Source organism: Streptomyces sp. NPDC111520, from assembly GCF_055635295.1.
Window position 1 is genome coordinate 174,483 of record NZ_JBVKBW010000010.1, and the last position, 14,138, is coordinate 188,620.

General features: G+C 73.6%; 12 protein-coding genes and 1 tRNA gene. 7 read left to right on the plus strand and 6 right to left on the minus strand.

What is annotated here, in order from left to right:
* Positions 1–38: 38 nt before the first annotated feature.
* Positions 39–1,442: a PP2C family protein-serine/threonine phosphatase gene (locus tag ACZ7MY_RS24530; protein ID WP_499604747.1), complete on the minus strand. Its 1,404-nt coding sequence runs from the start codon at positions 1,440–1,442 to the stop codon at positions 39–41.
* A 589-nt stretch (positions 1,443–2,031) separates the two neighbouring features.
* Between ACZ7MY_RS24530 and ACZ7MY_RS24535 the strand changes: the two genes are divergently transcribed.
* Positions 2,032–2,685 (plus strand): bifunctional DNA primase/polymerase, encoded by a 654-nt coding sequence (locus ACZ7MY_RS24535; protein WP_499604748.1) that lies wholly within the window; start codon positions 2,032–2,034, stop codon positions 2,683–2,685.
* Positions 2,686–2,833: 148 nt separating this feature from the next.
* Positions 2,834–3,364, plus strand: coding sequence for a hypothetical protein (locus tag ACZ7MY_RS24540; protein ID WP_499604750.1), 531 nt, complete (start codon positions 2,834–2,836; stop codon positions 3,362–3,364).
* A 202-nt stretch (positions 3,365–3,566) separates the two neighbouring features.
* On the opposite strand, the gene ACZ7MY_RS24545 is transcribed toward ACZ7MY_RS24540, so the two are convergent.
* From ACZ7MY_RS24545 to ACZ7MY_RS24555, 3 genes are all read right to left on the minus strand, one after another.
* The gene (locus ACZ7MY_RS24545; RefSeq protein ID WP_499604752.1) at positions 3,567–4,538 is read right to left on the minus strand and encodes a DUF5926 family protein; all 972 of its coding nucleotides are present in this window, start codon (positions 4,536–4,538) and stop codon (positions 3,567–3,569) included.
* A gap of 110 nt (positions 4,539–4,648) precedes the next feature.
* Positions 4,649–5,257: an ATP-binding protein gene (locus ACZ7MY_RS24550; protein WP_499604754.1), complete on the minus strand. Its 609-nt coding sequence runs from the start codon at positions 5,255–5,257 to the stop codon at positions 4,649–4,651.
* Between the two features lie 71 nt (positions 5,258–5,328).
* Positions 5,329–6,204: a glycerophosphodiester phosphodiesterase gene (locus ACZ7MY_RS24555; RefSeq protein WP_499604756.1), complete on the minus strand. Its 876-nt coding sequence runs from the start codon at positions 6,202–6,204 to the stop codon at positions 5,329–5,331.
* Positions 6,205–6,358: 154 nt separating this feature from the next.
* Between ACZ7MY_RS24555 and ACZ7MY_RS24560 the strand changes: the two genes are divergently transcribed.
* Entirely contained in the window at positions 6,359–7,948 is a 1,590-nt protein-coding gene (locus ACZ7MY_RS24560) for a S1C family serine protease (protein WP_499604758.1), read from the plus strand.
* 60 nt (positions 7,949–8,008) lie between these two features.
* A tRNA-Ser gene (locus ACZ7MY_RS24565) sits at positions 8,009–8,095 on the plus strand.
* Between the two features lie 147 nt (positions 8,096–8,242).
* Here ACZ7MY_RS24565 and ACZ7MY_RS24570 read toward each other — a convergent pair.
* Complete coding sequence (locus ACZ7MY_RS24570) at positions 8,243–8,728, minus strand: DUF4265 domain-containing protein (RefSeq protein WP_499604760.1); 486 nt, start codon at positions 8,726–8,728, stop codon at positions 8,243–8,245.
* 301 nt (positions 8,729–9,029) lie between these two features.
* Here ACZ7MY_RS24570 and ACZ7MY_RS24575 point away from each other — a divergent pair, with 301 nt between their 5' ends.
* From ACZ7MY_RS24575 to pip, 3 genes are all read left to right on the plus strand, one after another.
* Entirely contained in the window at positions 9,030–9,644 is a 615-nt protein-coding gene (locus ACZ7MY_RS24575; RefSeq protein WP_499604762.1) for a hypothetical protein, read from the plus strand.
* A 183-nt stretch (positions 9,645–9,827) separates the two neighbouring features.
* Positions 9,828–11,195, plus strand: coding sequence for an FtsK/SpoIIIE domain-containing protein (locus ACZ7MY_RS24580; protein WP_499604764.1), 1,368 nt, complete (start codon positions 9,828–9,830; stop codon positions 11,193–11,195).
* An 88-nt stretch (positions 11,196–11,283) separates the two neighbouring features.
* A complete protein-coding gene (pip, locus tag ACZ7MY_RS24585; protein ID WP_499604766.1) occupies positions 11,284–12,240 on the plus strand; it encodes a prolyl aminopeptidase in 957 nt (318 codons plus the stop codon).
* 36 nt (positions 12,241–12,276) lie between these two features.
* On the opposite strand, the gene ACZ7MY_RS24590 is transcribed toward pip, so the two are convergent.
* Positions 12,277–13,764, minus strand: a complete 1,488-nt coding sequence (locus ACZ7MY_RS24590) for a multicopper oxidase family protein (RefSeq protein WP_499604767.1) — start codon at positions 13,762–13,764, stop codon at positions 12,277–12,279.
* Positions 13,765–14,138 lie beyond the last annotated feature (374 nt).

Sequence of the window (14,138 nt, forward strand, 5' to 3'; positions counted from 1 at the left end):
GGGCGCGGAAGACGGCCGGCGGCGGTCCCCGCCCGGGCTCAGTCGAAGCGGGCGGCGAGCAGGACGACGTCCTCGGTCGGGTGGGGGTCCTCCCGGTCGCCGGGGAGCATGGCGTGCAGGACGTGCTCCACCAGCTGCGCCGGGTCGTCCCGGGCGGTCCGCGGGGCGGACGCCGCGGCCGCGTGCAGGCGGGCGGAGGCACGGTCGACGGGATCGCCGGTGCGGTGCAGCAGGCCGTCGGTGTAGAGCAGCACGGTCTCCCCGGCCAGCGGCCGGAACTCGACGCTGGGCGCCTCCCAGCAGCTGAGCATGCCCAGCGGCGCGGACAGCGAGGTCTCCACGTACTCGACCCGGTGCCCGCCCACGACCAGCGGCGGGCAGTGCCCCGCCCCGGCGACCACGACCTTCCGGGAGGCCGGCTCGGCGTACGCGAACAGGGCCGTGGCCGACCTGGCGGGCTCGGTCAGCCGCAGCAGCAGCTCCAGGTCGGACAGGACGGCGACCGGGTCCTCGCCCTCCATCACCGCGTACGCCCGCAGCGAGGCCCGCATCCGGCCCATCGCGGCGACCGCGCTCATGCCGCCGCCGCTCACCCCGCCGACCGACAGCCCCAGCGCCCCCTCGGGCAGCGGGAGGGCGTCGTACCAGTCGCCCCCGCCGCCGGCGGCCGGGAGGTGCCGCACGGCCAGCCGGACCCCGGGGACCCGCGGCAGCCGGGTCGGCAGCAGCTCCTGGCGGAGCGTGGCGACGGTGGCCCGGCTGCGGTCCAGTTCCAGCAGCCGGGCCAGGTGCTCGGCGGCGTGGCGGCAGTACAGGCCGATGAGGTGGCGCCGGCGCTCGGTGGGTTCGGCCGGCTCGTCGTAGAACCACAGGGCGGAGCCCAGCCGGCCGGTGGACTCCGCGGACAACCGCAGGGCGTAGCTGGCGCCGAAACCGAGCCGCAGGGCAACCTCGCGGTGGCGCGGGTCGATCCCGGGCCCGCGGCACAGGTCGGTGTGGATCTCCTCCGCGGGCACCGCCTCCGGTGCCGCGGGCAGCGGGACGGTCTCCAGCGCGCCGAGCTCGGCCGGGCCGAGGCCGAGGCCGACGACGGTGGCCGGACCCAGCCGGTCGGCGGGGGAGACGGCGGCCAGGCCGCGCCGGGCGCCGACCAAGGCGCCGCCGGCGCGCAGCAGTTCGCGCAGCGCGTCCTGCAGGGTCGCGGTCCCGGCCAGCCGCTCGGTGAGTTCGTGCAGGGTGGTCAGGTCGGAGACCCAGGAGGCCAGCCTGTCCTGGGTGGTGGTGAGCCGGCCGACCGGATCCGCCGTCCCGGGACGTGCGTCCGGATCGTCGGGATGGGGTTCCGGATGGGATTGCTGTTCGACCACGGGGGAGGCAGTGTGCGCCGGTGTCGGAATGGGTGGGTCGATTCCGGCCACTTTCGGAAGGCGCGCGGCGCTCATGGCCGCCGGCTTTCACGATCTTCGTCGTGCCGCGGCGACGGCTCCGCAGAGCAGCGCATTTCCGTCAATAGCATCGCAAACCCCCAAGCTCGTGCTGCGCCGCTATCAATGGTTTCCCTTCTACCGCCTACTCGTGGGTGTGTCCAGGATTGCCCAGGTGGAAGGGCTGGTGTCGGCGGGTCCGTGGAGATGCAGGACTATGGCCGAAAAAGGGCACCGCGTGCCACAATTAGTTGTCGACTGAAGGGGTTCGACAGCGCGTCATATCCATCGCAGTGGGTACGTACGGGATGGGAGTTGGCGGCCTCAGGAACCCGGCGCCCTGCCGGGGCGTCATAGACCGAGACGGCCGACCCTCCCCCCATGGCGGGGTTCTTGCACAGCCGGCGGGACCGCACACAGCAGCACACGCAAGCACACGCAGCAGTTCCCAGCACTCCGCAGGACGAACAAGCGCCAGTGTGCGCCACCCCCCGCCATGTTCCACGCTCGGCTCGAGACGTGATGCGCTGACTCGTAAGCGGTGTGCTCCAGATTACGTTGTGTCATGGGCAGATCCCTGAGCGCTAACGGAAAGGAACGAGCGCAGATGCGCGAGATCCTCGGAAGGCGACGCAAGAGCAGTCCCGGGCTGCTGCGTGCGGCGCTCACCTGCGCCGAGCGGTGGCACTGGCCCGTGGTACCCGGAGCCGGTACGGACGCACGCGGCGGATGCGCCTGTCTGCGGCCCGACTGTCCGGTGCCGGGCGCCCATCCGCACGACCCGGGCCTCCTCGCGGCGACCCGCGATCCGCGGATGGTCCGCTGGTGGTGGACGCGGCGGCCGGACCAGCCGCTCGTGCTCGCCACCGGCGACCGGGTCTCGGCGGTGAGCCTGCCGGCCGTCGCGGGGGCGCTGGCGCTGGGCGTCTTCGACAAGCTGGGGGTGCGCACCGGCCCGGTCGTGGCCACCCCCACGCGCTACGCCCTCCTGGTGGAGCCGTACTCCCTCGAGGAACTGGGCGAGTTGCTCGTCCGGCACGAGCGGGTGCCGACCTCGCTGCGGTACCACGGCCAGGGCGGCTACCTCCTGCTGCCGCCCTCCCCGGTCGGGTCCGGCGGCACCGCGGGGGCGCGCTGGGTGAGGCCGCCGGTGGTGGACCGGGGCGACCGGGCGCCGTGGCTGCCCAGCGTGCGGGTGATCGTCGACACCCTCGTGCAGGCCGGGCGTACGGCACCGGACGGCAGCCGGCTCTCGTACTGACGCCGGCTTCCCGGCGGGGCCCGTGGGAGGCGTGTGAGGGCGGCAGTCGCCCTCGGCCGTCACTCGTTCGGGTAGGAGCGGGGGCCGTTGCCCGGCGAACGGGCAACGGCCCCCGCTCCATGTCCGTTTCTCCCGCTATGTTCTGTGCATGATGCGTGCGCCGAACCTGCGGATGGCCGCCCTCGCCACGGTCGTGGCGGTCGCCGCGATGCTGCCCCTGACCGGTGCCACCGCCGGGCCCGTGCTCCCCGCCGTGCCCGTGGACGTGACGACCGCGCTCACCGACGACAAGCCGCTGTCAAGCGGGTCCGGTGTCTTCGACAGCCTGCCGAAGCTGGCCGGATCCAAGCCCCAGACCGCCTCCTGCGGTCCCCAACTCACCTCGCCCGAAGGCCTGCGGGCGCAGACCTGCACCATCGGCGAGGACGGCGACACCTGGGCGCGCACGTACTACAGCAACACCACGGGCCGGCCGCTGGACGGCGTGCTGACCCTCATGGGGCCCGACGGCCGGACGGTGCAGACGCGGTGCGCCATCACCGCGGACGGCGGGAGCGGGAGCTGCGAGACGCCGCGCGAACCGACGGTGGCGGGGGCGGCGGAACCGTACATGGCGGTGGCGGAGATCGCCGAGCGGGGCGGGGAACGCCCGTTGCTGCGCAGCGGATCCGCGCTCTGACCCGGACATGGAAACGTCCGGTCGCTGGCGACGGGGGATGCACCAGCGACCGGACTGTTTAAACGGTAACAAGACTTCGCCCGTACGCAAATCCGGGGTACGGGTTCAGGCCCGGGTTCCGGGCCCGGCCGGCAGCGGCTGTGACCAGGATCACCCGGAGGCGATCATGGCCCGAACTGCGGCCGCCGGCGCGGGACACCGGTCAGCTCAGGGTGATCTGCCGGTTGGTGAAGCCGCTGCGCGCCCGCCGCTCCTCCGCGGTCAGCGGGGACGTGCGCTCCAGCGCCTCGGCCAGCCGCTCGCCGAAGGCCGCCGCCGGCTTCTCCACCTCGTCCGCGGTGACGCCGCTCGGCAGGTCCCACACCGGGACGACCAGCCCGTGCGCCCGGAAGGAGCCCACCAGCCGGGTGTCGTCGCCCAGCGACGAGGCGCCCGCGGCGTGCAGCCGGGCCAGCGCGTCCAGCAACTGCTCCTCGGGGTGCGGCATGACCCAGCGCAGGTGGTTCTTCTCCGGCGTCTCGCACCAGTACGCCGCGTCGACACCGGTCAGCCGCACGGTCGGGATCACGGCCGCGTTCGCCCGCTCCAGGGAGGCGGCGACCTCGCCGGTGGCGGACTCCGCGTCCTCCAGCCAGAACTCGAAGCCGGTGTGGACCACGGGCTCGAACGCGGCGCCCAGGTCCAGCAGGTCCTGCAGCCGGGGGCCGTCGGGCGCCGGGCGCTCCCCGGCCACCGGGTTCCCGGGCTCCGCCCGCAGCGCGCGCAGCAGGGTGTCGGCCAGGTCCCGGCTGATGTCCCCGGACGCGGTGTCGTTCTGCAGGCCCAGCAGCACCGCGCCGGTGTCCCGGCGCAGCCCCGGCCACGCCATCGGCAGCACCGTCGCCAGCGTGACGGACGGCACGCCCTCCGGCAGCGGGTCCTTGAGCGTCAACCCGGCGGTGGCGGCGGGCACCAGCTCGCGCAGCGCCACCCAGTCGCACTCGCCCGGCAGGCCCTCGAACGGCCGCCGCACCAGCTCCGTCACCGCGTGCGCCGCCTCACGGCCGTGGCACGCCTTGTAACGCCGTCCAGAGCCGCACGGGCAGGGTTCCCGGGCGCCGACGGCGGGGATCTCCCCGTCGGTGATCTGCGGGCGGGCGGGGGCCTTCGTCTTCGTCGGGCGCTTCTTCGCCATGGCTCGATCTCTCCCGGTAACGGCGGTGTTCCGGCCGTGAGCCTAGCGCCACGCCGTCCGCCCCCATCGGAGGTCGCGCCCGTCGAGGCCGGGCAACCGCCCCGCGGGGCCTACGCGAGCTCGTCGAAGGGGTCCGCGAAGTCGATCGGGACGTCGAGCCCGGGCACGAGGTCGTCGCGCCGTGCGTGCCGGCTGCGCACCGCGAGCACGGCCCACACCGTGACCTCGCCCGGGGCGTCGCGCACGCCCCAGCGCAGCGACAGGTTCCGTACGATGCCCAGCCCGCGGCCGCCGCGGGCGGTGAGGGAGGGACTGGCCGGGAGCGGCCGGGTGGGCCCGCCGCCGTCGGTGACCTCCACCGTCAGCAGCCCGTCCTCGTCGATCCGCCAGGCGGCCCTGATGCCGCTGCCGCCCGAGCACGGCGCGGCCTCGCCCAGCGGCCGGGCGTGCCGGCAGGAGTTGCTGAGCAGTTCCGACAGGATGAGCACCGCGTCGTCGACGACCGGCTCGGCGACCCCGTACGCGTACAGTTCCTTGCGCAGCCTGCGCCGCGCCTCGGCCACGCCCGCCGGACCATGAGGCAGGGCCATGGTCGAGGACGTCGGCACCTCCTGGGCCACCACCAACGCCACCCCCGAGACCTCCTTCACCCCACGCCACGGGATGGATGCCCTCTCGTTCTGGGCCGGAAACCGGCCAACTGCGATCTCTTGGGGCACACACAACGATCGAACAGGTTCCGAACGCGCCGGTGCACACCGCCCGTGGAGGACGATCGTCCGTATTCCCTTCAGGAGCGCCCGAGTTGGGCCAGCACCTGCCGCGGACGGTTGGTGATGACCGCGTCGACGCCCAGCCGCACGCAGAGTTCGACGTCCTCGGGTTCGTTCACCGTCCACACGTGGACCCGGTGCCCCGCCTCGTGCAGCCGCTCCACGTAACCCGGGTTGGCGCGCAGGATGCGGATGCCGGGACCGGCGATCCCCACCCCGGCCGGCAACCGGCCGTCGCGGTGCCGGGGCAGTACGTACTGCATCAGGAAGACCGTCGGCAGGTGGCGCGAGGCCATCCGGATCCGGCGCAGGGAACGCGAGGAGAAGCTCATGACGCGGACCCGGGACGGCTCGCCGGGCTCGGGCCACAGCATCCCGAACCGGTCCAGCAGCTCCACCAGCCGCTCCTCGACCTGGCCCGCCCAGCGCGTGGGGTGCTTGGTCTCGATCGCCAGCTCCACCCGGCGCCCGGTGTCCGCGACCAGTTCCAGCAGCCGTTCCAGGGTCAGCACCCGGCTGAGCTCGTCCGGGTCGCCGTCGAAGCGGTCGGGGGCCTCGGCGTCCGCGTCGAGCAGGGAGCGCAGCTCCGCGGAGGGGTGCCGCCGCGTCCCGCCGGCCCGTCCGTTGCCGGCCTCCGCCTTCCAGCTGCCGAAGTCCAGCGTCCTGAGGTCGGCCAGCTCCAGGGCGGAGACCGCGCCCCGTCCGTTGGAGGTGCGGTTCACCCGGCGGTCGTGCACGCAGACCAGCGTGCCGTCCGCGGTGAGGCGCACGTCGCACTCCAGGGCGTCCGCGCCGTCCTCGATGGCCTTCTTGTAGGCGGCGAGCGTGTGCTCCGGGGCGTCCTCGGACGCTCCCCGGTGAGCCACGACCTGGATCGCGCGGAGATCGGTCACCGGGCTATCGTGCCATCCGCCGGGCCGGGAACGGCCGCTGCTTACGGTGGTCTGACACCCGGTGGGAAAAGCTGTGTCCATCAAGACGGTCGTCGTACGTACCGTAGCCGTAACCGTACGCACGGCATACAACGCATATCCGAGGAGAACAGCCGTGAGCACCGAGAACGAGGCCGGTCCGGTCCCGGCGGCGCTGCCGACGCAGCCGCCCGCTGACGCTGGGTCCGCCGCTCCCGCTGCGCCTCCCGCGCCCGCCGCCGCGTCCTCCGCTCCCCCGGCCGAGGCGCAGGTGCCGTCACCGGGTCCGGCCGCCCCCGCGGCCGCGGAGGCTCCCGCGGCGCCCGTCGCGGCGGAGTCCCCGGCCCCGGCGGCGCCCGCCGCCGCCACGCCTCCGGCCGGTCCTCCGGCCGGTCCTCCGGCCGGTCCCCCCGCCGGGCCGTCCGCCGCGCCGCAGGCCGCTCCCCCGGCCGCCCCCGTGGCACCGCCCGCCGAGGTGCACACCACGCCCCTGCCGCCGTTCGCGCCGCCGCCCACCCAGCCGTACGGCGGTCCCGCCGGGCCCGGCGGCCCGATGGGCCCGTCCGGTCCCGTGGGCCCGGTCTGGGGGACGCCGGTGCCGGCCGCCCCCGCGCCCAAGAAGCGCGGCAACGGCGGCCTGGTGGCGGCCGTCCTCGTCGCCGCGCTCGTCGCGGGCGGCATCGGCGGCGGGGTCGGCTTCTGGGCCGCGGACCGCAACGACAACTCCTCCTCGACCACCGTCTCCTCGGTCGGCAACCCCAAGGACCTCAGCCGCGCCACCGACTCGGTCGCGGGCATCGCCAAGCAGGCCCTCCCCAGCGTCGTCACGATCGAGGCCAGCGGCCGCCAGGAGAGCGGCACCGGCACCGGCTTCGTGTACGACAAGGAAGGCCACATCCTCACCAACAACCACGTCGTCGCCCCCGCCGCCGACGGCGGCAAGCTCACCGCCACGTTCTCCGACGGCAAGAAGTACGAGGCCGAGGTCATCGGCCGCGCCCAGGGCTATGACGTCGCCGTCATCAAGCTCAAGGGGGTCACCCCCGACAAGCTCAGCCCGCTCGCCCTCGGCGACTCCGACAAGGTGGCCGTCGGCGACTCCACCATCGCCATCGGCGCCCCCTTCGGGCTCTCCGGCACCGTCACCACCGGCATCGTCAGCGCCCTGCACCGTCCCATCGCCTCCAGCGACGGCGAGGGTTCCAACGCCTCCTACATGAGCGCCATACAGACCGACGCCTCGATCAACCCCGGCAACTCCGGCGGTCCCCTCCTCAACTCCGAGGGCGCGGTCATCGGCATCAACTCCGCCATCCAGTCCACCGGCGGCAACGACGGGGCCGCCCAGTCCGGCAGCGTGGGCCTGGGCTTCGCCATCCCCATCGACCAGGCCCGCCGCGTCGCCGAGACGTTGATCAAGACCGGCGAGCCCGTGTACGCCGTCATCGGCGTCCACGTCGACTCCAGCTACAGCGGCGAGGGCGCGAAGATCGCCACGGGCGCCGACGCGGTCACCGCGGGGGGCCCCGCCGACCAGGCGGGCCTGCGCTCCGGCGACGTCATCACCAAGTTCGACGACACCGTGGTCGACTCCAGCCCCACCCTCATCGGCGAGATCTGGCAGCACCAGCCCGGCGAGAAGGTGGACCTCACCTACACCCGCGGCGGCCAGACCCGCACCGCCACCGTCACCCTCGGCGAACGCAAGGGCGACAGCACCAGCTGAGCCGACCCGTTAGGCTGTCCCCCGCGCCGCCCGGCCCACCCGCCGGACCCCGCGGCGCGGGGAGAGTTGCCCGAGCGGCCTAAGGGAACGGTCTTGAAAACCGTCGTGGCAGCGATGTCACCGTGGGTTCAAATCCCACACTCTCCGCAATGGCCGGCGAAGGCGCTGGACAGAAGGGGTGCCCCAAGACACGGGGGCACCCCTTCTTCGTGTTCGTCGTGCCCGGGCGGCACCGTCGTTCCCCTGGGTTCCTCGTCCGGACGGGCGCGCCGGGTGCACGGGTGGCCTCGAGTGTCACCCGGCCGCGGTGGTCCGCCAGGCGTCCGTGACGCAGCCTTCCTCCATGTCCCACCACTCCTGATCGACGCCGTGTCGAAGGAGACGCTTGATCCTGCCGAGATTCGCCTCCGGCGGGATGTCGAGGGCGACCATGCGGAACTGCTCGATGCCCTCGCCGCCGGCGCCCAACTCCTGGAAGGCGTTGATCACGCTCTGCCGGGCCGCCGCCGAGCCGCTGTCGCGGAACACGATCAAGCGGATGGTGCAGCAGTCCGAGGGCCGGACCACTCTTCCTGCCCACCTGCGACCCTCGTCGTCCACGGACGTCTCGACGATGTCACCGTTGGCGACTCCCCGGACGAAGAAGGGCGTGTTCGCCAGTTCGACCCTTCCGTCGCCGCGGTCGACGGCCCAGAGGCTCTCCACCCCCGCCGGGGGCCAGTCGTCCTCGACCTCCAGGCGAAAGTGCACCTTCACGTGCTCGGGACCGGGTCCAGTCATGCCCGACAGTGTGCACGAACGCGGCGGCTGCCTGGACGTCGGCGGCGTGAACTCCGGCGCCGGGAGCGGAAGCGCGGCGGGCTGCTCGGCGACGGGCGGCGGTCTTATCGGTCGCCTACACGCCGGGGGAAGGTATGGAGAGCCGCCACGACAGCGATGCCACCAGGGGTTCACATCCAAGGCGCTGGACGGAAGGGGTGCCTCAAGACACGGGGGCACCCCTTCTTCATGCCTCCCCGGTTCCGCGGGGGATGTCGGTACCCCCTGCGATGCTTCTGTGGTCACCTTGGTGGGAGGGATCATGGGCTTCGGTTACAAGACGTCATGGCTCGCTGTGCGGTCAGCAACGCCGGAGGAGGTGGCCGACGCCCTCGACCTGCGTCACCGGCGGATCGCGGGATGGACGGACGGCACCGAAGCCGCGTACCGGCAGGGGGTCTTCGTGGCCCGGCCCGTCGCCGACTGGACGGTTGCCCACGGCCGGATCCATCTGACTCCCGAGGCCACGGAGCCAGGCTTCACCGCCTGGCTCGAGACCCTCGGCAAGCAACTCGGGGACCTGCAGTTCTTCGCCACTGACCGGATCGGCGAGTACCACGCCTGGGCCAAGGTCGAGTCCGGTGAGCTGACCCGCGCCTACTGCTACGTCGGTATGCGCGGTGAAGTGCCCCTGCACGTCGGTGAACCCACGGCCATCGAGCGGGAACTCGGTGTCGGGCAGCGCCGGCTGGAAGACGGCTGGCGGGACTGGCAGGAAGCCGAGTGGGACGCCTGGCACGCCGCCATGCCGGTGGAGTTCGACGTCATGCGCATCGCGCGGAACTGGGGCCTGTGCCCCCTCGACATACCCGACGACGCCGTCGCCCCGGGCATCCACGGCTTCCCCTCCGGCGTCGAGCCCCGCGACCAGCCCTGATGCGGCGTCGGCCGGACGGGGCGCGGCCCCATGGGTGGAACCCCGGTGTCGGTGACCGGGAGGCCGGGGCGGGGCTGGGAGAATACGCTTAACGGTCAAACCGGTCATGGGATGTGCTCGCGTGCCGCGGGCGGTCGCCGGGCCGGTGCCGGCCGCCGTCCCGAACGGCAAGGGCTGATCACCATGACGGGTGTCGCGCTCCTGGGTGTGCTGCTGGCCGCCGCCGGTGGTCTGGCCTACGCCCGTGAACGGTTCCCGGTCGCGTTCTGGCTGCTGTTCGGGCTGCCGCTGGCCTGGGGGCGGTTCCTGTCGACCTACGGCTCCACCATGGCGGCCTGCGGGCTGGCCGTACCGCCGTCGCGGGTGCGGGTGTTGGCGGGGTGGGCGATGGGGCGCCGGGAGGCACGGCCCGTGCCGCCGAGGATCCGCCGGCTGGGCGGCTCGCTGACCGGGATGCGGGTACGGCTGCGGCTGCCGGGCGGGCTGGAGCCCGCCGACGTCGTCGCCGCGTCCAGCCGGCTGCGCCACGCCTGGGGCGTGCACGCGGTGCACGTGGCCGAGCTCGGGCCCGGGGTCGTGGAGTTGCGGATGACCGGCTACGACGTGCTCCGCGAGGTGCGGATGCCGCGCCGCCTGCCGTCCGGGCCGATGGTGGTGCCGGTGGCGCTGCGGGACGACGGGACCGCCTTTGTGCGCGACTACCGGGAGGTCCCGCACGCGCTCACCCTCGGGGCGAACCAGTCGGGCAAGTCGACGTACCAGCGCAACCTGATCATGAACCTGGCCAGGCTGCCCGTGGCCCTGGTGGGGATCGACTGCAAGGGCGGCGTGGAGCAGACCCCGTACGCGGCGCGGCTGTCGGCCCTGGCGACCGACCGGGCGCAGGCGGCGGAGCTGCTGGACGCGCTGGTGGCGGAGATGGAGCACCGGTTCGCGCTCCTCAAGGAGTGCCAGCGGACGGCCCTGGACAGCCCGGACGAGGAGGTGGCCTCCGACATCTGGGGGCTGCCCGCGTACGTGCGGCCGGTGCCGGTCGTCGTGCTGGTCGACGAGGTCGCCGAGCTCTTCCTCAGCGCGACGAAGAAGGACGAGGAACGCCGGGACCGCACGGTGGCGAACCTGATCCGGCTGGCCCAGCGGGCCCGCGCGGTCGGCATCTACCTGGAGATCTGCGGGCAGCGCTTCGGGGTGGAGCTCGGCAAGGGCGCGGCCGCGCTGCGGTCACAGCTCTCCGGGCGCGTCGTGCACCGCGTCAACAAGCAGACCGCCGAGGTGGGCCTGGGCGACATCTCGTCCGAGGCGATGGCCGCCGCGACCGCCATCGCCCGGGACCGGGTGGGCGTCGCGGTGGCGGGCGACGCCTCCGGCGGCTGGTCCCACATCCGCAGCCCGCGGGTGTCGATCGCCGAGACCGCTGCCGTCTGCCGGGCCCACGCCCACCTGGTGCCCGAGCTGCCGGCCCTGGACCGCTACCGTCCCTCCACCCGCGGCGAGGACGACGGGCCGCAGGAGCCCGGCCCCTTCCCCCGGCCCCGCTCGGGCCCGGAGTGATGGCGCGGCCGCGGCCGGGCGGGTGAACGGCTAGCCTCGCGGGGTCGTTCGCCGGGGCATGGGCGCCGGTGCGGAGGAGGGGATCGTGATGGCGGGGTTTCCGTCGACCGAGCCGTACGCGTCGGGGCTGCTCGACGTCGGGGACGGGCAGCGCGTCTACTGGGAGACCAGCGGGAACCCGGAGGGCAAGCCGGTCCTGTGCGTGCACGGCGGCCCGGGCTCCGGGGGCAAGCGGGGCAGCCGGAAGACCTTCGACCCGGAGGTGTACCGGATCGTGCTCTTCGACCAGCGGGGGTCCGGGCAGAGCCTGCCGCACGCCTCGGACCCGGCGGTGTCGCTCGAGCACAACACCACCGGGCACCTGATCGCCGACATGGAGCGGCTGCGCGAACACCTGGGCGTCGAGCGGTGGATGCTGTACGGCGGCTCGTGGGGCTCGACGCTGATCCTGGCGTACGCGCAGCGGTACCCGGAGCGGGTGTCGGAGATCGTGATCGTCGGGGTGACCACGACCCGGCGGGAGGAGATCGACTGGCTCTACCGCGGTGTGGCCCGGCTGGTGCCCGGGCCGTGGGAGGCGTTCCGGGACGGGGTGCCGCCCGCGGAGCGGGACGGGAACCTCCCCGCCGCCTACGACCGGCTGCTGAACAGCCCGGACGCCGCCGTGCGGGAGAAGGCCGTACGCGACTGGGTCACCTGGGAGGACGCGGTCATCGCCCACGAGACCAACGGCAAGCCGGGGGCGTACGGCGACCGGCCGGACGCCGACCTGGTCGCCTTCGTGCGGATCTGCGCGCACTACTTCGCCAACGGCGCCTGGCTGGAGGAGGGGCAGTTGCTGCGGGACGCGCACCGCCTCGCCGGGATCCCGGGCGTGCTGATCCACGGGCGGCTGGACCTGGGCGGCCCGCTGACCACGGCGTGGGAGCTGGCCAAGGCGTGGCCGGGGGCGGAGCTGCAGGTGATCGACGACTCCGGCCACACGGGCAGCCCCGCCATGGGGGAGGCGGTCGTGGCCGCGGCGCGGCGCTTCGGAACGCGCTGACGCGGCAAGCCGTGCCGGGGGAGTGCCTCGGCACGGTCACTTGCCGCGGGGGCGGGGCGGGACGATGTCCAGGATCGCCATCATGCCCATGTCCTCGTGGTTGAGGATGTGGCAGTGCAGCACGGTCCGGCCGGTGAAGTCCGTGAAGGGGACGCGGATGACGACGTTGCCGCGGGCGGGCACGTTGACCGTGTCGAACCAGCGGTGGCCGGAGTCGCTGGGCTTCCCGTCGGTGCTCATCAGCTGGAACTGGTTGGTGTGGACGTGGAAGGAGTGTTCCTCGTCGGAGTCGTTGCGGACCGTCCATTCCTCGACGGTGCCGAGCACGGAGGTGAAGTCCACCCGGCCCGGTGCGTACGTGCGGCCGTTGACGTAGAACACGTCGCCCGCCGCGTTCTCGGTGAACACCACCGTCTTGCGGTCCGCGACCGTGACGTGTGCCAGGTCCTCGTTGGGCGCGAAGTCCGTCGGGATCCGCGCGGGGGTCACGGGGGCGCCGGCGGTCACGACGGTCGCCAGGTCGGTGCGCGGGAAGCGGTTGCCGGCCTTGCCGGTGTCGTAGGCGAGGGTCTCCAGTGTGGTGGTGCCGGGCCGGGGAGCGCCCTGCACCAGGACGTCGAAGCGCGCGCCGGCGGCGATGACCAGGGTCTGCGCCGCGTAGACCCGCCGGACCGGGTAGCCGTCCTGGGCGATCACGTGGAAGCGGCCGCCCTTCAGGTGCAGCCGGTAGTAGATGTTGGCGCCGATGTTGGCCAGCCGCCACAGTTGGGTCTCGCCGGGCCGCAGGGAGATCACCGGGTTCTGCTGACCGTTGACCGTGCGGTTGGTGCGTGCGCCGATCTTCAGCCCGTGGGTCCTGATCGCGTCCCCGTGGACCTGGAAGTCCTTGAGCGCGACGACGTGTTCGGTGATGCCGCGCAGCGCCGAGGGCAGGTACCGCCGCAGGCCGTCGACGACGATGACGCCCGACTCCCCGCCCGCGACCTGGGCGGCGGACATCATGTCGGCGTGCGAGTGGTACCAGTACGTGCCGGGCGTGACGGTGCGCGGCAGCCGGTAGGTGTAGTGGTGGCTCCTGCCGTACTCGATGGCGACGAAGATGTCGTCGGCGGGGCTGCGCGGTGAGACGTGGAGTCCGTGCACGTGGACGTTGGTGTCCTCGCGCACCCGGTTGGTCATGGTGAGGTCGATGCGGTCGCCGGGCCGCACGCGCAGCGTCGGCGGCATGTACCTCCCGTTGTAGGTGAGGGCGTACAGCCGGTGGTCGCCGACCCGCACCTTGCGGCGTTCGACGACGACGCCGGCTTTGAGGACGCCGTCGCGGCTGACCACTTCCGGGGGGTCCTGCAGCCGCGGGCCGGCGGGTTCCACCGGGGGTGCCCGGCGGTCCTGCGGGGCGGGCCGGTCGGCGCCGTGGGGGTGCCCGGACGGGGCGTGCCCCGCGCAGCCGGCGAGCCAGGCCGCGGCCAGGAGCAGCAGGGCGACCAGCCGGGCCGGCGCGGTTCGGGTACGGGACCGGGTCACATCTCTCCCCAGGGGAAGCGGCACGGCCGGGCGGTGGGCGTCCGGGCGCGGGGGCGCGACGGGCGGCGGGGTCCGTCAGCCGGAGCGTAGGAAGCGGACGGCTTCCTTCCGCCGCGCCACGCGCCACCGGGGGCGGCAGCCGCTCGAACGGCAGCACGGTGGGCGCTCGCGGGCGGTGCCCGGTCCGGGCAGGGCGGGCGCGTCCCGGAGGGCGGGTCACCGGGATTGGCCGAAAGTCGTGCCGTAACGATTCCCCGCCCGTGGGGCCCGGGTCGTGGCGCCCGGGACGGGGGTGGCCGGGTCAGTCGCGGCGGTTGTGGAGGTTTGTCGACAGATCGTCACGCTTGCGAGCGAAAGGGATCAAGGCCCGGCTT

What these genes read in the sequence shown, in the direction of transcription:
- ACZ7MY_RS24530 (WP_499604747.1), bottom strand. Translation starts at nt 1,442, where the DNA reads ATGAGCGCCGCGCGCCTTCCGAAAGTGGCCGGAATCGACCCACCCATT.
- ACZ7MY_RS24535 (WP_499604748.1), top strand. Translation starts at nt 2,032, where the DNA reads ATGCGCGAGATCCTCGGAAGGCGACGCAAGAGCAGTCCCGGGCTGCTG.
- ACZ7MY_RS24540 (WP_499604750.1), top strand. Translation starts at nt 2,834, where the DNA reads ATGATGCGTGCGCCGAACCTGCGGATGGCCGCCCTCGCCACGGTCGTG.
- ACZ7MY_RS24545 (WP_499604752.1), bottom strand. Translation starts at nt 4,538, where the DNA reads ATGGCGAAGAAGCGCCCGACGAAGACGAAGGCCCCCGCCCGCCCGCAG.
- ACZ7MY_RS24570 (WP_499604760.1), bottom strand. Translation starts at nt 8,728, where the DNA reads ATGACTGGACCCGGTCCCGAGCACGTGAAGGTGCACTTTCGCCTGGAG.
- ACZ7MY_RS24575 (WP_499604762.1), top strand. Translation starts at nt 9,030, where the DNA reads ATGGGCTTCGGTTACAAGACGTCATGGCTCGCTGTGCGGTCAGCAACG.
- ACZ7MY_RS24580 (WP_499604764.1), top strand. Translation starts at nt 9,828, where the DNA reads ATGACGGGTGTCGCGCTCCTGGGTGTGCTGCTGGCCGCCGCCGGTGGT.
- pip (WP_499604766.1), top strand. Translation starts at nt 11,284, where the DNA reads ATGGCGGGGTTTCCGTCGACCGAGCCGTACGCGTCGGGGCTGCTCGAC.